Here is a 17,935-nt window from a genome sequence, read left to right as displayed (position 1 = left end):
TCCGTGGCCTCCGTGGCCTCCGTGAGCATACCTCACTTTTTTGAGAACCGCTATAATAGCTGAGTTGGTTAAAACGTACCCGGCTGTATTCCTATAGTATTAAACGCCCTAGATTGTACACTTCAGACTTTAGGGAGAGGGAACTAAACCATTTAATTTCTACTATTAAGTTAACAAGATAAATGAGGAAAAAAACTATGGCACTTCAAAGAATTGCAGATTTTGAGCCTAACTATAAAGAAGAAATTTTTGCGGGAGAAGACATCAAGGGATTTGATGTTTATGCAGGCGACTCTGACGAAAAAGTAGGCACCGTCTATGATGCTTTGGTTGATGAAACAGGTCGCTTTCGCTATCTGGTAATTGATACTGGCATCTGGATTTTTGGCAAAAAAGTCTTGCTGCCGATCGGCTCTGCCCGCTTCGACTATGGCGCGCGTCGCGTCCATGCTACAGGCCTTCGCAGCAAAGATCAAGCAGAACAACTGCCTGCTTACAACGAAATGGAACCCCTAGATTACGATCGCGAAGAAGAGGTAAGAGGCGTTTACCGCAATCAAGGCACTGCGGCGGCAACCACTGCAACTCCTGCTAGCTACGATCGCAGCAACTACAGCTACGATCACGATCGCCCCCTGTACGAAACCAACGAACAGAACCACCAAAATCTCAAGCTTTATGAAGAACGCTTGATTGCCAACAAAAACCGCGCCAAAACAGGCGAAGTCGCAGTTGGTAAGCGGGTGGAAACTGAAACAGCAAGAGCTTCAGTACCCATTGAAAAAGAACGAGTCGTAATCGAGCGAGTAACACCAGTAGAAGCTGGTCGAGTAGTTTCAGTTGGCGAGGCTGACTTCCAATCAGGGGAAGTTGCACGCATGGAAGTCTACGAAGAAACCGCAGACATTCACAAGGAAGCCTACGTGCGCGAAGAAGTCAACATCAAAAAAGAAGTTGTCCGCAGCACAGTTGACGCCGAAGAAACCTTGCGCCGTGAAGAATTAGACATTAAGACTGACGGCACTCCGGTTGTAGATAACCAAACTATCTAAACCAAGCGCAGCAGGCATAGCAGAGGAATTGCGCATTCATCACATCACGCTGTCACCGCACAGGTTTGAAAGGTTGTGGTATCGCGCAATTCCTAGGTGATATCAGTCTTGCCAAAGAATGCTACTGTATGCGATGCGACATTTCAATTCTCATGCAGTAGCTGATATTATGTCCGACAGATTTACCGCAATAAAATTAGTTTGTAGTGCGGACTTAAGTCCGCAGAACGAGTGCGGACTTAAGTCCGCACGCGCGAACTGCTTTTGTGATGGTAATCTACCGGACATGATATGACTCTCAATCGAAAATGGTAGAACCTAGCGGGTCAAGTACAAAACTTGTCGGTTTTTGACAAAATTTATGCACTTGACCCGCCCTTACCAATTCGCCCCAATTCATAATAAAAATCCCTAAGCAGGAAAATTTAACAAATGAACGGTCAAGCATCAGCCGAAAAAGTAGCCACAGCAAAATCAGCTACCCGTCTCAACCGGGTGCCGGAAAAAGTCAGAACTAAGCTAAAAAGTTTTACAGTCAAAGACAACCAAGGTCACTTAGCAGGCAAAATAAAAGATGTCTATTTTGATGGTAACGGTCAGCTAAACTTTGTGGTTGCGGGGCTAGGTAGGGAAAACTCCCGCGTTTTTTTAGTAAGTATTAAGCTGCTGCAAAAAGTGGATTATCACCAAAAATCCTTGTTTTTAAGTATTAATCCCGAGCAGATAGACCTGCTGCCGGGAATTTCGGCAAATGCCGACCATCACTCTTTAGAAAATTCCTCAGAAGTGCTGAGTGAATTTAGCAACATCCACTCCAGCAATCCCTCAACACCTATGCTAAATCAAACAGATGCCGATCGCCAAAACGAAAATTTGCACGTAACTGAGCAGGAGGAAGGCTTTGATGTTGTCGATAGAGAAGTCATTCGCTTGCTAGAAGAACGATTGGTGATCAATCGCAGCAAGCGCAAAGTCGGCGAAGTCATTGTCCGCAAAGAAATTGAAACTCGGATGGTACAAGTGCCGATCCAGTGGGAAAAGCTGATTGTCGAACAAGTCGGCGACGATCCGAAGGTGTTAGCCGAAATAGATTTGGGCGAGGGAAACATCACCGGTATAGATTTGAAGGAGATTAAAAGCGATCGCCAGGAACCGACAGTTAAGGCTGAATTTACGTCGGTGCAGAAAGCGAGCAAAATCTTAAACTCGATCGCCTCTCAACCCCGCCACGGTTGCGTCAAAGTCCGCCTAGAAATCGTTCTAGAGAACAAGCAACTCGAGGAAACTTACCAAAAATGGATGACCGAACACCACTCTGATGACCAAAATCAAAAATAAAATTAGTTTGAGCCATCGGAATGCGAGTCCTCGAATATGTATGAGGAGTTGCATTCAGAACGCTCCAACACCTTGAAATTTTGAGCGATCGGCATCCAGACAAAATTGTACCGAACTGAGGTAAAATTGTGGTGTTCAAATTTACAAGTATTTGAAAATGCCCAGCACCATCTCCGACATTAATGTAAAAACGATCGCAGGCGCAGACAAGCAGCTAGGAGAGTACGCTGGTAAGGTACTCTTGATAGTTAACGTAGCTTCTCAATGCGGCTATACACCTCAATACAAAGGACTCGAAGAATTGAGCCAGAAGTACGGCGCTGCGGGCCTTTCCGTCTTAGGATTTCCCTGCAACGACTTCGGAGGTCAAGAACCCGGAAGTAACGCAGAAATCGTCACTTTCTGCACTACCAAATACGGCGTCAACTTTGAATTATTTGACAAAGTACGCGCCAAAGGCAGCCAGCAGCACCCGCTGTACGCTAAGCTGACAAGTGCCGTAGAGCCCAAGGGTGAGGTTTCCTGGAATTTTGAGAAATTCTTAGTTAGCAAACAAGGTGAAGTGGTTGCCCGATTCCGCAGCAGCGTCGGCCCAGATTCGCCAGAATTGATCGCTGCGATTGAGCGAGAATTGGCAAAATAAAAAGTTCGGCAACGCATTTTTTAACAGATGTAACGGATGGATGTTTAGTTATTGTAGGGTGCGGAGCGGGCTTGTTTTGAATACAGACTAACAATTTTCTCCCGCTCCGCACCCTACGGTTAGTTAGCTTGTTTTTTTCTTCTCTTCCTCATTGTTGACAAGCAATCAGCAGTTAACAAATATCCGTGATTGGATTTAATTGGAGAACTGTTTAATTTTATGGAAAATACATCGGGATTAGATTTAGCTGTAGGTATACTTGCCTTCGCCATTCTCGGAGGCGGGCTGGCTATGCTATTTGTAGGTATGTCATCGTTCCCTAAAGAAAAATAACTATACATTGACTATAATAACATTGGTTCGATCGTTCGGAATGCGAGTCCTTTCCTCAGGGAAGATTTAGGACTAAAGTCCTCACTACAAACTTTGGATTAATCTAGCAGCATCCAATTTTAACATTCGCAATTGACAATCATGCAAAGTACCGAAAGCACCGTCAAAACTGTCCTCGCGCCGGGGAACTTGCGCCGCGTTCACCATGTCGCTTTAAATGTGCGCGACATGAATGCTTCCCGCCACTTCTACGGTACAATTCTCGGTCTGCACGAACTCACAGGTGCAGAAATTCCGGCAACTTTAACCGCAATGGTAGCCGCCGGTCAAGTCGCTAATTTTATCACTCCAGACGACGGTACTGTGATTGACTTATTTTGGCAGCCGGACTTGGAACCGCCAAACCCAGACCCCGAGAAGGCTTTTACTCGCGCTAACCACTTGGCTTTTGATATCGACCCGGATTTGTTCGATCGCGCGATCGAAGTGCTAAAGTCAAATCAAATTGCGATCGACAGCGGCCCCGTCACGCGAGCTACAGGACGCGGCATTTACTTTTACGATCCCGATGGATTTATCATCGAAATCCGCTGCGATGCAGTTTAAATCAGCGCTATGGGCTTTTCTGTGCGCGGTGTGCGGCAACCACGGCCGCGAATTGTTTTATTTTCCGTCTTTGCTAATAGGTTGCTTGGGCCAAGTAAACCTAAAAGTGGCTCCCTCACCTTCGGCAGATTCCAGAGAAATAATGCCGCCTTGACCTTCGACAATCTTCTTCACCAGCGACAAACCAATACCAGTATTTTCAACTTTATCGCGAGCTTCCAAAGTCTGAAAAATTACAAAAACTTTATCATGATATTGAGAAGCAATCCCCGGCCCATCATCTGCAACAGAAAACTCGTAAAAATCATCTAACTCTTTAACCGATATGTTTGCGTGACCGGATTCACTTCTATTGTGTTTGATAGCGTTGCTAATTAAATTAGCAAAAACCTGCTGCAACGGCAATCTTTCGGTCACAAAAGTTGGCATTCCCGGTTCAACTTTTACCTCAAATCCCGACGGTGGTGCCAACGAATCAATAATTTCTGCTAATAACTTCTCAACTTTTACCGTTTCTAAAGCTACTTGAATGCGTCCGACCCGGGAATATTGCAGCAGTCCCTCAATCAATGCTTCCATGCGGTGAACTCTGCCGCGCAGCAGGTTCATTTGGTGCAGGGTATCCTCTGTCATCGATTCGCTGAGGTCTTCTTCTATCCAACTGCTGAGATTTGCGATCGCCCGCAGCGGCGCTTTCAAATCGTGAGAAACTACATAAGCAAACTGGTCTAATTCTTGATTGCGCTTTCTCAAGACATTCGTCGTTTGAGCCAGCGTCTGCGCCGTCCAACTCAATTCTATGGCGCGCAACCTGAGCGATTCCTCAGCTTGTTTGCGTTCCCTAATATCTTCGATCACACCCATCAGCAATTGAGTGCCATTTTGTTTTTGCAGCAGCGAAACCGTCAAGTTGACCCACACTAACTGTCCGTCTTTGCAGACATAGCGCTTTTCTATACAGTAATTATCAATTTTTTGTGCTAATAATTGGCCTAAAAGTTCCAGTTCGTTTCCTAAATCTTCTCCAAAAGTAATATCCTGAAATTTTTTAGCCATCAATTCTTGACGGCTGTAGCCGACAATTTCGCAAAGTTTTTGATTGACTAACAGCAACTTGCCATCCACACTCGCTTGAGCCATGCCGACTGCGGCTTGTTCAAAAGTATCGCGAAACCGCTGTGCGCTTTCGGCTAAAGCAATTTCTGAGCGCTTGCGATCGCTAATATCGTTGCTAATTTCCAAAATAGCCTGGGGTCGATCGAGATCGTCGCGCTGCAAAGTCCACCGACTCGCCACCGTAATTTTTGTGCCGTCTTCCTTGGTGCGCAGCAGTTCCCCTTGCCAATATCCCCGCTCGAAAAACTCTTTTTGAATTTCGTCCAAAGGCTGCGTCCATTCTGTATGCAAAAGCTCGTGAATATTTTTTCCTATTGCTTGCGACTTGCGCCACCCGTAGAGCCACTTCGCCCCCAAATTCCAATAAGAAATCACCCCGTTCAAGTCGAGTACCGCGATCGTATCGTTCGCCAAATCCAGCATTTGCGCTTGCTTGCGGAGAGTTTCCTCAGCTTGTTTCCGTCCTCCCACATCGCGGCAAATCGCCACAAACAAGCGTTGATTTGCCAGACGCATTTCGCTGATGGCCAACTCCATCGGAAACTTGGTGCCGTCGCTGCGAATTCCGACTGTTTCTTGCTGGTAAGTCTTCAGTTTAGCACCGGGATTTAACACAAAATATTCGATCGCATAATCTCCCGTGCTGCTGTCGGGCTGCGGTTGAGCTATCAGTTGGCGCAGGTTCGAGCCAATTATGCGATCGGCTCTTTCGTCAAAAATCCGTTCTGCTGCCGCATTAAAAGACTCGATATTTCCCGTTTCGTCCAATGTGATAATCCCATCAGCAGCATTTTCTACCACAGCTTGAATGCGAGTTTTACTTTCTTCTAAGCCTGCTTGGCGCTTCCTCAATTCCTGCTCTAAACTGTCAAATAAATACCAGGAAGCCGCGGCACCAAAACAGCCGAAAATCACACCAGCAACTTGCACAAAATTAGTTAAATCAATCAACAGCCGTATTCGTCTTTCTAAAGCTTTTTGGTAGGTGGCACCTGTATCAGCAAACGCATCAATTTTATCGCGCAGCAGATCCATCTTCAATTTGCCTTCAACGAAAAGCTGAGTTATTTGCGGCGATCGCACTCGGCTTGCCGAATTGTCCAGCTTCTTCAAAGTATTTTGTAAAAATTTTAGTTGCTCTTCGGTACTTTTTTTAATTTCTGCAAATTCTCGAATTTGTCCTTGATTTTCTCGCACCGCTACATCTAGTTTAGCCAGCAGCGGAGGCAAACTTTTCTGTGAATCTAAATATGGTTCTAAAAAATCGCCACGCTTCGTCAACTCGTAACCTCGAATGCCGGTTTCCGCATCTACCACCGCGGTTAACAAACGGTTAGTTTGCTGAAGTATTGCCTTATTAGCATCTATTTTTCTTCTTACTTGTATGGCACTATTGCGCAGCCCTGCGATCGCAATCAGCGAAGCAAATAAAAATATCACGGGAATAGCAACGATGACTGTTCCCCGCTGGCGAATTGGTCGGTCTGTCCATACCAATTGGACGAAGCGATCGAGCAAATACTTCACGGATCTTGAAGGAGAAAGTTTGCTGCCAGTATATCGCTTTTTGGCAATTTGTGCTAGGGATAACTTTGTTTTGTTGGTTGGGCGATCGCCCGGGACTAACCCTGGAAATTAGATTAGCCCCAGCAATAGCTACCTGCTGAGAGTAACAACAGATTTTTTAGCAAGCTTTTTAAAGGGTGGTAAGGAGGAGAAAGGGCGTTTTTTCGGCAGCGAGACAGCCCGCGAAACAGAAACACTTGTTTCTACTTGACCTGGGTTTTCGGCTGCGGGTTTTGCTTTCAAACTAGAGTCTGTTTCTGAAGCATTCTGAACATTTGTTGTAACTACAGTAGTCCACCTGCCGGTAGCGGGATCGCGATGGCAAGTGAAAGGATTGGTTTTTAGCGGTTGACTGCAAGGTTTAATCATGTCGAGATGCACTCCTTTGATTCTGAGAATTTGCCCCTGATGAAGGCCGCATGACAGTAGAGGTAGTAGAGGCGCAGTTTCCAGTTCCAAAGGCTTTCCCAAAAGGCACCGAGGATGTTATTTCGTTCTGATACCTTTGATACTTCCTGATTTCCTGTTAACTTTTGCTTTCTACTGGTTGGAAACTATAAGACGATTTGTAGCAAATTGCCTTTCTAGAAGCAATCCCCCACCCCCCCTTAATTGGGTTGAGGTGCGGCTGGTGAAGCCAGCGAGGTGCGCCGATCTATGCGTGGGGTACAATTTTGCGATCGTAAAGGTATTGTAGCTAGGGAAAAAATGTTACTGTGTGATGGGAAACAGAGGTCGAGGGCGATCGGTGTCACAGTTAAAACGGGAATAGGTAATTGGGAATAGGTAATTGGTAATAGGTAATTGGTAATAGGTAATTGGTAATAGGTAATGGCGAATTATTGCATCTTTCACCCATCCATTAAATCCGTTAAATCCATCGCCTACTCGTTGGCTTCTTTTTAATGACGGCAGGACAACCCTTCCGCGTAGCCGAAGCTCAGCACAAGTCGCTCTTCGGGCAAGCTGACGCCAGGACTAATAACGTTCGCCAGCTCTTAAGCTCCCAAAACATGACGGCAGGACTAATGACTAATGACGGCTGGACTAACGACTAATGACTAATAACTAATGACTAATGACTAATGACGGCTGGACTAACGACTAATGACTAATTACTAATATCAACTTCTGCTTTTAATTGCACAGTAAAAGTAGAGCCAATACCCAACTGACTTTCAATAGTAATATCGCCACCCATGATCTGACAAAACAAGCGGCTGATTGCCAATCCCAAACCGGTGCCGCCGTACTTGCGAGTAGTAGAAGCATCTCCTTGCATAAAAGGTTGAAACAAACTCTGCTGCTGTTGGGCAGACATTCCAATGCCCGTATCAGATACTTGCAAATAAACCCAATCGGTGCCGCCTGCTAGTTCCCGAGTCGCACGCAGCAGCACTGTTCCACTTTCAGTAAACTTCAGGGCATTCGAGAGCAAATTGAATAAAATCTGCCGAACTTTAGTCAAATCTGCATACATTAACCCCAAATTAGAAGAGCAAGAAATTTGCAATTGATTGTGATTTTTTTCGACTAAAGGGTGCAAGGTTGTAACGACTTCTTCGATTAAATTTCTGATATCAAAAGGTTCTAAGTAAAGCTCCATCCTACCCGCTTCTATCTTAGAAAGATCGAGAATGTCATTAATTAAAGTCAGCAAGTGTCTGCCGGCGTTACGAATTTTTTGGGTGTCTGGAACGATGTCTTCGAGTCCGGATTCGAGTGCTTCTTCTTCTAGCATTTCGCTGTAACCGATAATCGCGTTGAGCGGCGTCCGCAGCTCGTGGCTCATATTGGCTAAAAAAGTGCTTTTTGCTCTGGATGCTGCTTCAGCTTTGTGTAAGGCTTCTTGTAAGGCTATTTCGGCTTTTTTGCGCTCGGCAATTTCGATGCGGAGCAGTTTATTGGCGGCGGTGAGTTGACCGGTGCGCTGATCGACGGTCATTTCGAGCTGGGCTTTGGCTTTGGAGAGTGCTTCCTGGGCTCGCTGTCGTTCAAATCCTTCGATCGCCAGCGCTACCAAGTTTGCCAAAGAATCGGCGAAGGTGCGCTCCTCCAGAGCCCACTGGCGGGGCGCACCGATATGTTCGACAGAGAGGATGCCCACGATCTGGCCGCCGAGCCGAATTGCTACATTTAAGATCGATGAATTTGGCTTGCTCTGATTTGGCAGTACAGCGGAATGTTCTTCTACCGAAGATAAGTGGCACAAATGAGTTTCGGACTTTTGAGTGTTTGGCGCCGCTTTTAAAGGATTTTCCTCAGCTAAGTTTTCGCCCGGTGTCTCGCCTTGGGCGCCGACGATTGAAAATTGTACATCGCCTCCGGATATTTGCTGGCGACTCAAATGATTCTCGTGGGTGCGATCGTACAAGTCCAGACAAACTAATTTGAGGTTGGGGATTTTAAACTTAGAATGATTCAGTCCCTGGTATCGCTCTCGGGCGGGCGTCTTTGTATCGATCGATTCTGCTTGGTTTTGGGCGATCGCTCTGTGGGTAAAATTGAGCTGAGGTTCGCTCTGCTGGCGGGCGCCAAATCTGAAATGGTTGTAAAGCCAGACGCTGACTTTTTCCACTTCCAAAGTGCGAGCGGCAGCCTCGGTAATTTCGCGAATTCCCGCATTCAGCGCACCGCTGTTGAGAGTCCTCTGCCGGCCTAGCTGCAACAGAGCCAGACTCTGGCGGCGGAGGCGATGTTCGCTTTCTTGGAGGGTTTGTTCTGCTTGCTTGCGCTGGGTGAGGTCGTACAAAGCGCACAATGTCGCCGCCTCACCTTTGAACACCAGCGGCTGAACCGAGATCGTGGCCCAGAAATGGCTACCGTCAGATTTTTTGCAATTGAGTTCGTAGTCTTGAAGGTATCCGTCTTTGGCCAGGGCCTCTAGTACAAGCGGCCGGTCGCTCGGATTGAAATAAAAGTCTCGGGTGTGAGAGCCGATCAATGATTCGACAGCTATGTTCAGGAGATTCGCCGATTTCACGTTTGCATACAGAATTAAGCCGTCACAGAGGCGAGAGACCAGTATCGGTACCGGAGTTGCCGAGGCGATCGCCCGAAACTGCTGTTCGCTTTGAGAGAGCAAGTGAGCTTCCATCGTATCGGAATGTTCGGTGGTAGTCTCCAGCAAAATTTCTAGATCTACCTTTTCGCCCTTCAAGTTTTCAAGTTCTGCACTCAGTCGCTGAACGTCCAAAAGTAGCTGTTCTCTTGATGGTTCTTCCTGCATAGCAATTGAGAATTGGTATTTTTTAGTCGGTACTGAAGTTTGTTACAGTTTGGTGGTAACTTAACTATGACTTATTCCGCTTCACTTGTACCCCACTCATGCTCCTGCCCGGACTTTTTCGGGGACTCAGCGTTACCTTTTTGGATTTTTTATTCTAATTCTAAGTGCAACGAAGGCATCAGCCGCTGCAAGTTCTTCAGTGATTTTCCCTGCCAGGGTATCTGTTTAGAGCCTTTGACGGCGATTTGAATATTTTTTTGCTGGCGCACTTTGATCACAAATTTTGAGACAATATTAATTCCCGAACTGTTTAAAAATTCTAGCTTTCGCAAGTCTAGAGTAATTGTGTTTGGCGATGAGTCAGTTACTTCGTTGAGCAGATCGACGATCGGCGCGTATTCTTCCGTCTGGCTGAGCCGGAATGAGCCGCAGCAGGTAATTGTTTGAGTAGCGCGATCGTACTCAATGCTGTAGTCTTTGGTCTGAATCTCCATACTTTTGTCAGTTCTATGTTGTGAGCGGTAAAGGGGTCTGATCTGTGGGATATCGCCATCCGTGCCCTCGGCTGGCACCGTCGAATTTCGGCAGGCAAGTCTGTTGCCGAATGCCTGGGTGTGTGTAACTTGCACTACATATACTGCCAACTGTACCATTGCCGCAGGGCATTTATCTGTTATTTGGGGAGCGATCTGTTGCAAGGCAAGGCGGATTAACAAGACCAGCTTTTGCTAAAGTTCCGAGCCATAGATTCCGTTTTTTTTAGAGAATTGGTATTGACAATATTACCAAAATATGATAAAAATTTGCCATCTAGCACGGCAGTGAGTTGGAGAATATTTAATGGCAATTTCTGAAATAACCGAAAAGCTTTTGGCTGCTAAAAAAGCTAAGGGAATTAGTTTTGCAGAATTGGAAAAAGTTTTGGGTCGCGATGAAGTTTGGATTGCCGCAGTTATTTACCGTCAAGCTACCGCATCGGTGGATGAAGCCGAAAAAATTGGATTGGCTTTGGGACTGTCGGACGAGATGGCTGCGGTGCTGTGCGAACCTCCGTTAAAAGGTTCTTTGGATGCAGCAGTTCCAGTTGACCCGCTGATTTATCGGTTCTATGAAATTATGCAGGTGTACGGGATGCCGCTCAAAGCAGTGATCCACGAAAAATTTGGTGACGGGATTATGAGCGCGATCGACTTTACTTTGGATGTCGAGAAAGAAACAGACCCAAAAGGCGATCGAGTGAAAATAATTATGTCAGGAAAATTTTTGGAATACAAAAAATGGTAAGCGAGTGCCGCGAGTGCTCAAGAGGGAAAATTTAAAATTTGGTCGCATGACTCATGACTCATAAGTGATGGCTCAAAAGTGCTAACTTAGAAATAGAGAGCGCGAAGCTTGAGCAGGCAAAAAATGTAAACAAGCCCCTGACTTAATTCGTGTAGATCCCTAAGTTTTAGACGAAGGTTAAACCTCCAAAATTTATCCGTGGAGTAAATCTCAAATCTAAAATCGTTCGACTGAGCGAAGTCGAAGTCTAAAATCGACTGACTGGCTGGGGTGTCCGCTTGGGAAACCTTTCTAGGGCTAAGAATCGCTCCCGGCGAAACTTTCCAGTCGAAACAAGCAACCGCAACCGTCAAGTAAGAGGCTAAATATGTCAAAATATGACTCCCATCTCAGATGCTCCTTTTGCGGTAAGTCGCAGGAGTACGTCCGCAAGTTAATAGCTGGGCCCGGCGTCTACATTTGCGATGAATGCGTGGAACTGTGCAATGAAATTTTAGAAGAGGAGTTCTTTGACTCCAGCAAAACAATTGGTCAGCAGATTCCCCAGTCAGAGGTGCGAGAGTCGCAGGGACAAGGAACGAAACGCCCGGGTCGATCGAACAAATCGAAAATTGTTCTAGCTCAAATTCCCAAACCCACAGAAATTAAACAGCATTTAGACAACCACGTCATCGGGCAGCACTCAGCCAAAAAAGTCCTGTCTGTAGCAGTTTACAACCATTACAAGCGCTTGAGCGTAGACCAAGCCAAAGACAGCGGCAAGTCTTCCCCCGACAGCGATGTGGAACTGCAAAAATCCAATATCATGCTAGTCGGGCCCACAGGTTGCGGCAAAACTCTGTTAGCGCAAAGTTTGGCGCAAATGCTCGAAGTCCCGTTTGCAGTAGCCGATGCGACGACGCTGACAGAAGCTGGATATGTCGGCGACGATGTAGAAAATATCTTGCTGCGGCTACTGCAAATGTCAGATTTTGATGTCGAATCTGCACAGCGCGGGATTATTTATATTGATGAAATTGACAAGATTGCTCGCAAAAGCGAAAACACTTCGATCACCAGAGATGTTTCGGGAGAAGGAGTGCAACAAGCGCTACTAAAAATGTTGGAAGGAACGGTAGTTAATGTGCCCCCACAAGGCGGCCGCAAACATCCTTACCAAGATTTTATTCAAGTTGACACGAGCAAGATTCTATTTATTTGCGGCGGTGCTTTTGTCGGCTTAGAAAAAATAGTTGACCAGCGTTTGGGTAAAAAATCCTTGGGCTTTATTCAGCCAACAGAAACTGAAAGCAACTCGACTTTGCCGGCAAAGGATAAGCGGGCGGCTGATATTTTGCAGCAGGTACAGCCGGATGATTTAGTCAAGTTTGGCTTGATTCCTGAGTTTGTGGGGCGGATTCCGGTGGTGACGGTGATTTCGCCGCTGGATGAAGCAGCGTTGATGCAGATTTTGACTGAGCCCCGGAATGCGCTGGTGAAGCAGTATCAGAAGCTGTTGAAGATGGACAGCGTGGAGTTGGAATTTGAGCCGGAAGCGCTGCGGGCGATCGCCCAGGAAGCCTACCGACGCAAAACCGGCGCGAGAGCTCTCCGCAGCATTTTGGAGGAGTTAATGCTCGATGTGATGTACGAATTGCCTTCCCGCAAGGATGTTGCTCACTGTACGATTACGAAGGAAATGGTCGAGAAGCGATCGACTGCCGAATTGCTGTGGCATCCCGCATGGCACAAACAGCACGAAACAGCTTAATTTATAGTCTGTAGGGTGCGCAGCGCGCACCTTACAAGCTTAGCCAATTTACTTTATGACAGTTAAAAAAATGTCAACAGATATAGATAAAAAAAGTGAAACATACAGCGTTTCAGTATTCAGTCTGGTGGTACGGACTGTAATTTACAGCGGTTTTATGGCTGGCATACTAGCATCTTTTTACAATTTCCAACTCAACACTATTAAAATCTCAAGTAGTGGCAAATCTTGGTCAGCAGAAGCAGATATGGTTTCCATCAATCAAGCGCAGGAAGATTACTATGCAAAAAATAACAAATTTAGTGATTCCCTGGAAGGGTTAGGTCTACAAGGAGCTCTCGGCAGAGATAACTATAGGACTCAAATTCAGTCATTATTAATGAAGCCAGTTCAAACGTTGGAGAATAAGCGCGAACCAGCACAATTTGAAACCGCGATCGCGATTGCTATACCTATGAATTTCTCTATGGAAGCGGAAAAAGAATACGGCGCAGTATATATAGGAGCAGTATTTGCTTTCAAAAAAGATGTTAGCAATCAACTAACAACTATTTCAGCAATCTGCCAAAGCGAGCCGGAAAAAAAGGGGTATCGAAGCAATCCGATGCAGCCAACTTTTGACGGCACAGAAATTCACTGCCCGCCCGATACAACTATTTTAAGGTAATACCTTTAAACTATTTTGTGTCATTGTTTGATTGTCTAAAGAAAATTCAAACTTCCAATTGCCAGGCTTGGCATCCTTTGTAAAATTGTACCCGCACCAAGTATTTAGTCGATCTGCGGTTGTTCTTAAACGAGATAGACCCTGGGCTGCCAATTTTCCTTGAGAGTCAAATACGCTACAAGTAGCGTAATATTCTTGCTTTGACAAGTTAGTGACACTGACAGCAAAATAGACTTTTTGTGTTTTTTCTAATGACACAAAATCTATAATTTGTTCCGATTTTAGCTCGCTAGTTAACATCACTTGAGTCACAGGTTTTAAATTCGGTTTTCTGGCTTCTGGTTGGGATTTAACTACTTGTTGAAGTTGAGGAGATTTCAAGATAAACGGGAGAAAAATAGCGGCACTTACTGTCAACACTCCGATTGATATCAGTGGAAGTTTTGATTTTTTAGGCTGGCGAACTACCTCCAGGGAAATTAAAGCATTGAGGGCTGCATCTGCGGAAGCATAGCGGTGTTTAAAATTCGGTTCCACCATTTTTTGCAGCCAGTCAAGAAATTCTGGAGTAAGCTGCGGTAAGCGATGTTTAAAATTAATTCGCCCCGTATCGTCCATCAAGCTGCCAACTTCGGTAGAATTGAGGCCGATTAGCAAGCAAATTAGCGTGGCGCCGAGGCTGTATAAATCGGATGCGACTGTTAGCTGGCGGTTGAACATTTGTTCGGGTGGCATAAAACCCAAGGTGCCTTTGACAACGCTGCTAGCCGCCACTTCTCCCCCCCCGATTCTAGCAAATCCGAAATCGACAAGGCTGACATTCATCCTGTCATCAACCAAGATATTTTCCGGTTTTAAATCTCTGTGAATAACTGGCGGAACGCGGTTTTGCAAGTATTTAAGGATTTCTAAAACAGAGATAGCAATTTGCTTGGTTCGCTGCGGTGTTAGCTGGCCCAAAGTTGCGAGGGAATCGGCATTTTTGTATTCCTGTATCATGCAGAAACCCGATGCAGTTGGAAAGGAATCTAAATAGCGGGGAATGCTGGGATGATCCAGTTCTCGCAAAATCTTAATTTCTTGTTCGCAAGCTTGATATTGAGCCCAATTAGCGCCTGTTTGGGCAAATTGAAATTGTTTGACAACAACCGAACGTTTGGTATTAATTTCGGTAGCGAGATAGGTAACTCTTCCGCCGGCGCGGTTGTGTCCGAGTTCGCGAGTTACTTGATAGCCGTAGTTGGAAAAGTCAGGAAAAGCGTTCATAAGTAATTTGTAAGGTTTGTAGTAAGAACTTCAGTCCTGAAAAGGTTTGTACGTGACTTAGGCATCTATGCCAAAGAAACCGGGTTTTTTACCAAATTTGCTACGCTCAGACGAAAGATTTTCGTAAAAAACCCGGTTTCTGACCGCCCGTGCGTCCAGGAGTATTAAGGACATTTGGTTATGGTTTAATTAAAGTTGGTTCCGATTTGCGATATTCGGCAATGATTCTGTTTCTTTTAAAAACTATCAAGTTAAGTAATGGAATAGCCGTGGCGGCGAGAGAGGCGATGGTAATTCCTCCTCTAACTAAAATCTCTCTTGGTTCAACTGAATCTAGATTATTCGCAAAATTCAAAAACAGTTGAAATCCGGCTCCTAAATTTATGCAAAACCCAGCGGTGAGAAATCCGATAGTTACAGCATCTTGCTCGGAAACTCCTCTTTCAAGCCGAACGGAAATCATACCATTAACTCCGAGCGAACACATAAAACTAAGCCAACAAACAAGTATAAATATATATCCCGTACCCAGCAGCATATTTATCATTTCTCCTATAGATCCCAGAGCCAGAATAGTAAGTAAAATGATAATCACAACTACAGAAGCTGCAAATTTCCTGATGTTCAAACCGCTAATATTCGCAACACTACCCGCTGAAGCACCGAGTAAAGCTGACACCACACAGCCAATTAACAAAGCCATGTAGAATATACCCGGAACGCCATTATAATCACTCCCCAGAATTATTCTACAAAAACTATCTGCTCCTATAAGCATTATGGCAACTCCCAAATTTGCTCCTAAAATAGCTCCTAAGCGATCGATTTTTGTTCCCTTTACTTGGGCAGCGAGCGTTTGTTCCGCTGCTATAAATCCCGTGAGGACCGCCGCTAATAAGAACCAAGAAATCCCTGAAATCCCTGGATATATACTAAACAGCCAACCGACGCAGATAAACAAGAACATAAACATCCGTCTATTTAGAGAAAAATAGGGCATTGGTATTGTTTCGGGAAGAGGAGCAGTTTTAACTTGAATCGCAAATTTATGGCACTCTGGATCGGAATTAGCGTGGAGGATAATCTGCCGCTGATAACTTTGACTTGCTAGCAATTTGCTCGTATCTACCGCAATTTGACACTCCAATTCATTGCTTTCAAATGACTGCGGTTCAAAGGATATCCAAGAGTGATCGTAAGGGGTATGTGGCGGATCGTTCGGATGCGGTGCGACTTCCCATCTTCCTGCTAAAATTGTATCTGGAATTGGGTTGCTTATAGTGACGGTTTGTGTTACTTTTTCTGCAAATTCTGTGGCTGTGAACTGAATACGATCGCGCTCAAGCCTCACTTTAGGTAAACTGCTGGCATCCAGAGACTTCAAAACAGCCAAAGCATCAACAGCCGATTTGTACCTATCTTGTATTCTCGGCGCTACCATTGTTTCCAGCCAGTTCATCCAACCCTGCTGCAATGGCGGTACTAAATGCCGAAAATGAATGCTATAATTATCGTCAATCAAGTTGCCGACATCGACAGATTTTGTACCAGTTAACAAGCAAATCAGCGTCGCACCCAAGCCGTAAAGGTCGGATGCTTCTGTTAATTGTCGGTTGAACATTTGCTCTGGTGGCATAAATCCCATTGTGCCTTTGACTACGCTGCTGGCGGCGATATTTCCGCCTCCCAAGCGCGCAAAACCGAAGTCTACTAGGTAAACATTTAACTCGTCATCTATCAACAAGTTTTCCGGTTTGATGTCGCGGTGAATTACGGGTGGTGTTTGGGATTGCAGGTAAGCTAAAATTTCTAGAGTGGCGATCGCAATTTGTTTAATATCCGGTGGCGAGAAAGTCCGGGCGATCGCAGATTCGGCATTTTTGTATTCCTGTACCATGCAAAATCCGCTGTCAGTCCCGAAAGCATCGAGATAGCGGGGAATTCCAGGGTGTGCGAGCTTTTTGAGCACTTTGATTTCCTGTTCGTAAGCTTCGTATTCTGTCCAGCTAGCACCTAATTGGGCGAATTGAAATTGCTTGATGACAACTGGCTTTGTTGTGTTAATTTTTGTAGCGAGATAGGTGACGCGGCCGCCCAAACTGTTGTACCCGAGTTCGCGGGTTACTTGATAGCCGTGTGTGGAAAAGTCGGGAAAAGCGTTCATAAGGTTTGAGCGTTCGGACTTCAGTCCGCAGAAATATCAGAGGACTAAAGTCCTTACTACGAACTGGGTTAATTTATGTGGGTAGATATTAAAAATCGCTGTTACCAAGATAACTTTTTTCCAAAAGGGCGGCAAGTGCGGTATGATGTGATTCGCGATCGGTTCTAGCGGGGAGCAGCCGCTAGAGGAAACGGGGAAAGTTCGGTGCAAGTCCGGCGCTGTCCCGCAACTGTAATGAAACTCTTGTGGTTTCTCAAGTCAGAATGCCCGCCGATATTTAACTAACTTTTGAACGCATCTGCGAGGTACGGATGATGAATGGAACTAAAGGTAACACGGCTGTACGCACAAAACACTGTCTTTTGGTTTGCACTGCTTGCGCTAGTGTTTGGAAAAACGGGAAGCGCGAAGGTAAAAGCGGTGGCCAACAATTTATGGAAGATTTATCGAAACTCGCTCAAGATTGGGAGTTTTCCGATAAATTTGAGATTCAAGAGGTTGAGTGCATGAGTGCTTGCAGTCATTCTTGTGCGGTGTCTTTTGCTGCTGCTGGAAAGTACACTTATTTGTTTGGCGATTTGCCTGCAAATGAGCCGGAAAGTGTCGAGGCTGTACTGGAATGCGCGGGTCAATACTATGCTAAGCCGGATGGTTTGTTGCCTTGGGCTGAACGTCCTCAAGCTCTGAAAAAAGGTGTTTTGGCTAAAATTCCGCCGCTGGGAAATTAAGCTCTTTCCTTCCATACTTTGCCCATCGGCGATAACTAAGACCACCAATCCGCCAGGGACTTAAGTCCCTGGCTAATAGCGAAAGTCCTCTAAAGAGGACTGAGAATAAAAATTTGAACTCATTAGTCCTATGCAAGAGGACTTTCGCTTTGAGGCAGGGGTTTCAACCCCTGCCGGACTGTCGGTTTAACGA

15 protein-coding genes and 1 riboswitch are annotated in these 17,935 nt (G+C 45.5%); of the genes, 9 read left to right on the top strand and 6 right to left on the bottom strand.

What is annotated here, in order from left to right; genetic code table 11:
• Window positions 1–197: 197 nt before the first annotated feature.
• The 4 genes from QT974_RS02840 to QT974_RS02825 all read left to right on the top strand — a co-directional run bounded on the left by QT974_RS02840 (window position 198) and on the right by QT974_RS02825 (window position 3,972).
• A complete protein-coding gene (locus QT974_RS02840; protein WP_333467017.1) occupies window positions 198–1,052 on the top strand; it encodes a DUF2382 domain-containing protein in 855 nt (284 codons plus the stop codon).
• 432 nt (window positions 1,053–1,484) lie between these two features.
• Window positions 1,485–2,390 (top strand): YsnF/AvaK domain-containing protein, encoded by a 906-nt coding sequence (locus QT974_RS02835; protein ID WP_333467016.1) that lies wholly within the window; start codon window positions 1,485–1,487, stop codon window positions 2,388–2,390.
• A 157-nt stretch (window positions 2,391–2,547) separates the two neighbouring features.
• Complete coding sequence (locus QT974_RS02830) at window positions 2,548–3,033, top strand: glutathione peroxidase (RefSeq protein WP_333467015.1); 486 nt, start codon at window positions 2,548–2,550, stop codon at window positions 3,031–3,033.
• Window positions 3,034–3,507: 474 nt separating this feature from the next.
• On the top strand, window positions 3,508–3,972 hold the full coding sequence (locus tag QT974_RS02825) for a VOC family protein (protein ID WP_333467014.1): 465 nt from the start codon (window positions 3,508–3,510) through the stop codon (window positions 3,970–3,972).
• Window positions 3,973–4,029: 57 nt separating this feature from the next.
• Here the strand turns inward: QT974_RS02825 and QT974_RS02820 are convergent, their stop codons facing one another.
• Both QT974_RS02820 and QT974_RS02815 read right to left on the bottom strand, forming a co-directional pair.
• Entirely contained in the window at window positions 4,030–6,615 is a 2,586-nt protein-coding gene (locus QT974_RS02820) for a PAS domain S-box protein (RefSeq protein WP_333467013.1), read from the bottom strand.
• A 129-nt stretch (window positions 6,616–6,744) separates the two neighbouring features.
• A complete protein-coding gene (locus QT974_RS02815; protein ID WP_333467012.1) occupies window positions 6,745–7,023 on the bottom strand; it encodes a hypothetical protein in 279 nt (92 codons plus the stop codon).
• Between the two features lie 288 nt (window positions 7,024–7,311).
• Between QT974_RS02815 and QT974_RS02810 the strand changes: the two genes are divergently transcribed.
• Window positions 7,312–7,440 carry a hypothetical protein gene (locus tag QT974_RS02810; protein ID WP_333467011.1) on the top strand — a complete coding sequence of 43 codons (129 nt, stop codon included), beginning with the start codon at window positions 7,312–7,314 and terminating at the stop codon, window positions 7,438–7,440.
• Between the two features lie 325 nt (window positions 7,441–7,765).
• On the opposite strand, the gene QT974_RS02805 is transcribed toward QT974_RS02810, so the two are convergent.
• On the bottom strand, window positions 7,766–9,883 hold the full coding sequence (locus tag QT974_RS02805) for a sensor histidine kinase (protein WP_333467010.1): 2,118 nt from the start codon (window positions 9,881–9,883) through the stop codon (window positions 7,766–7,768).
• A gap of 149 nt (window positions 9,884–10,032) precedes the next feature.
• Complete coding sequence (locus QT974_RS02800) at window positions 10,033–10,377, bottom strand: slr1659 superfamily regulator (RefSeq protein WP_333467009.1); 345 nt, start codon at window positions 10,375–10,377, stop codon at window positions 10,033–10,035.
• Between the two features lie 346 nt (window positions 10,378–10,723).
• Here QT974_RS02800 and cynS point away from each other — a divergent pair, with 346 nt between their 5' ends.
• The 3 genes from cynS to QT974_RS02785 all read left to right on the top strand — a co-directional run bounded on the left by cynS (window position 10,724) and on the right by QT974_RS02785 (window position 13,584).
• Window positions 10,724–11,167, top strand: a complete 444-nt coding sequence (gene cynS, locus QT974_RS02795) for a cyanase (protein WP_333467008.1) — start codon at window positions 10,724–10,726, stop codon at window positions 11,165–11,167.
• A gap of 367 nt (window positions 11,168–11,534) precedes the next feature.
• Window positions 11,535–12,917: an ATP-dependent protease ATP-binding subunit ClpX gene (clpX, locus tag QT974_RS02790; protein WP_333467007.1), complete on the top strand. Its 1,383-nt coding sequence runs from the start codon at window positions 11,535–11,537 to the stop codon at window positions 12,915–12,917.
• A gap of 55 nt (window positions 12,918–12,972) precedes the next feature.
• Window positions 12,973–13,584, top strand: coding sequence for a type IV pilin-like G/H family protein (locus tag QT974_RS02785; protein WP_333467006.1), 612 nt, complete (start codon window positions 12,973–12,975; stop codon window positions 13,582–13,584).
• On the opposite strand, the gene QT974_RS02780 is transcribed toward QT974_RS02785, so the two are convergent.
• Together QT974_RS02780 and QT974_RS02775 are read right to left on the bottom strand one after the other, a co-directional pair.
• A complete protein-coding gene (locus QT974_RS02780; protein WP_333467005.1) occupies window positions 13,576–14,850 on the bottom strand; it encodes a serine/threonine protein kinase in 1,275 nt (424 codons plus the stop codon). The two genes, QT974_RS02785 and QT974_RS02780, sit on opposite strands and share 9 nt — an antisense overlap.
• Window positions 14,851–15,028: 178 nt before the next feature.
• Complete coding sequence (locus tag QT974_RS02775) at window positions 15,029–17,014, bottom strand: serine/threonine protein kinase (protein WP_333467004.1); 1,986 nt, start codon at window positions 17,012–17,014, stop codon at window positions 15,029–15,031.
• A gap of 142 nt (window positions 17,015–17,156) precedes the next feature.
• A riboswitch (cobalamin riboswitch) is annotated at window positions 17,157–17,303 on the top strand.
• A 22-nt stretch (window positions 17,304–17,325) separates the two neighbouring features.
• On the opposite strand from QT974_RS02775, the gene QT974_RS02770 reads away from it, so the two are divergent.
• A complete protein-coding gene (locus QT974_RS02770; RefSeq protein ID WP_333467003.1) occupies window positions 17,326–17,742 on the top strand; it encodes a DUF1636 domain-containing protein in 417 nt (138 codons plus the stop codon).
• Window positions 17,743–17,935 lie beyond the last annotated feature (193 nt).

This window comes from Microcoleus sp. BM001215392, from assembly GCF_036700185.1.
Lineage (GTDB): Bacteria > Cyanobacteriota > Cyanobacteriia > Cyanobacteriales > Microcoleaceae > Microcoleus.
This window is presented reverse-complemented; position numbering and strand designations above follow the sequence as displayed.

Bases quoted from the DNA above. Each gene is read 5' to 3' on its own strand.
- QT974_RS02840 (WP_333467017.1), top strand. From the start codon at position 198: ATGGCACTTCAAAGAATTGCAGATTTTGAGCCTAACTATAAAGAAGAA.
- QT974_RS02835 (WP_333467016.1), top strand. From the start codon at position 1,485: ATGAACGGTCAAGCATCAGCCGAAAAAGTAGCCACAGCAAAATCAGCT.
- QT974_RS02830 (WP_333467015.1), top strand. From the start codon at position 2,548: ATGCCCAGCACCATCTCCGACATTAATGTAAAAACGATCGCAGGCGCA.
- QT974_RS02825 (WP_333467014.1), top strand. From the start codon at position 3,508: ATGCAAAGTACCGAAAGCACCGTCAAAACTGTCCTCGCGCCGGGGAAC.
- QT974_RS02815 (WP_333467012.1), bottom strand. From the start codon at position 7,023: ATGATTAAACCTTGCAGTCAACCGCTAAAAACCAATCCTTTCACTTGC.
- QT974_RS02810 (WP_333467011.1), top strand. From the start codon at position 7,312: ATGCGTGGGGTACAATTTTGCGATCGTAAAGGTATTGTAGCTAGGGAA.
- QT974_RS02805 (WP_333467010.1), bottom strand. From the start codon at position 9,883: ATGCAGGAAGAACCATCAAGAGAACAGCTACTTTTGGACGTTCAGCGA.
- QT974_RS02800 (WP_333467009.1), bottom strand. From the start codon at position 10,377: ATGGAGATTCAGACCAAAGACTACAGCATTGAGTACGATCGCGCTACT.
- cynS (WP_333467008.1), top strand. From the start codon at position 10,724: ATGGCAATTTCTGAAATAACCGAAAAGCTTTTGGCTGCTAAAAAAGCT.
- clpX (WP_333467007.1), top strand. From the start codon at position 11,535: ATGTCAAAATATGACTCCCATCTCAGATGCTCCTTTTGCGGTAAGTCG.
- QT974_RS02785 (WP_333467006.1), top strand. From the start codon at position 12,973: ATGACAGTTAAAAAAATGTCAACAGATATAGATAAAAAAAGTGAAACA.
- QT974_RS02780 (WP_333467005.1), bottom strand. From the start codon at position 14,850: ATGAACGCTTTTCCTGACTTTTCCAACTACGGCTATCAAGTAACTCGC.
- QT974_RS02775 (WP_333467004.1), bottom strand. From the start codon at position 17,014: ATGAACGCTTTTCCCGACTTTTCCACACACGGCTATCAAGTAACCCGC.
- QT974_RS02770 (WP_333467003.1), top strand. From the start codon at position 17,326: ATGATGAATGGAACTAAAGGTAACACGGCTGTACGCACAAAACACTGT.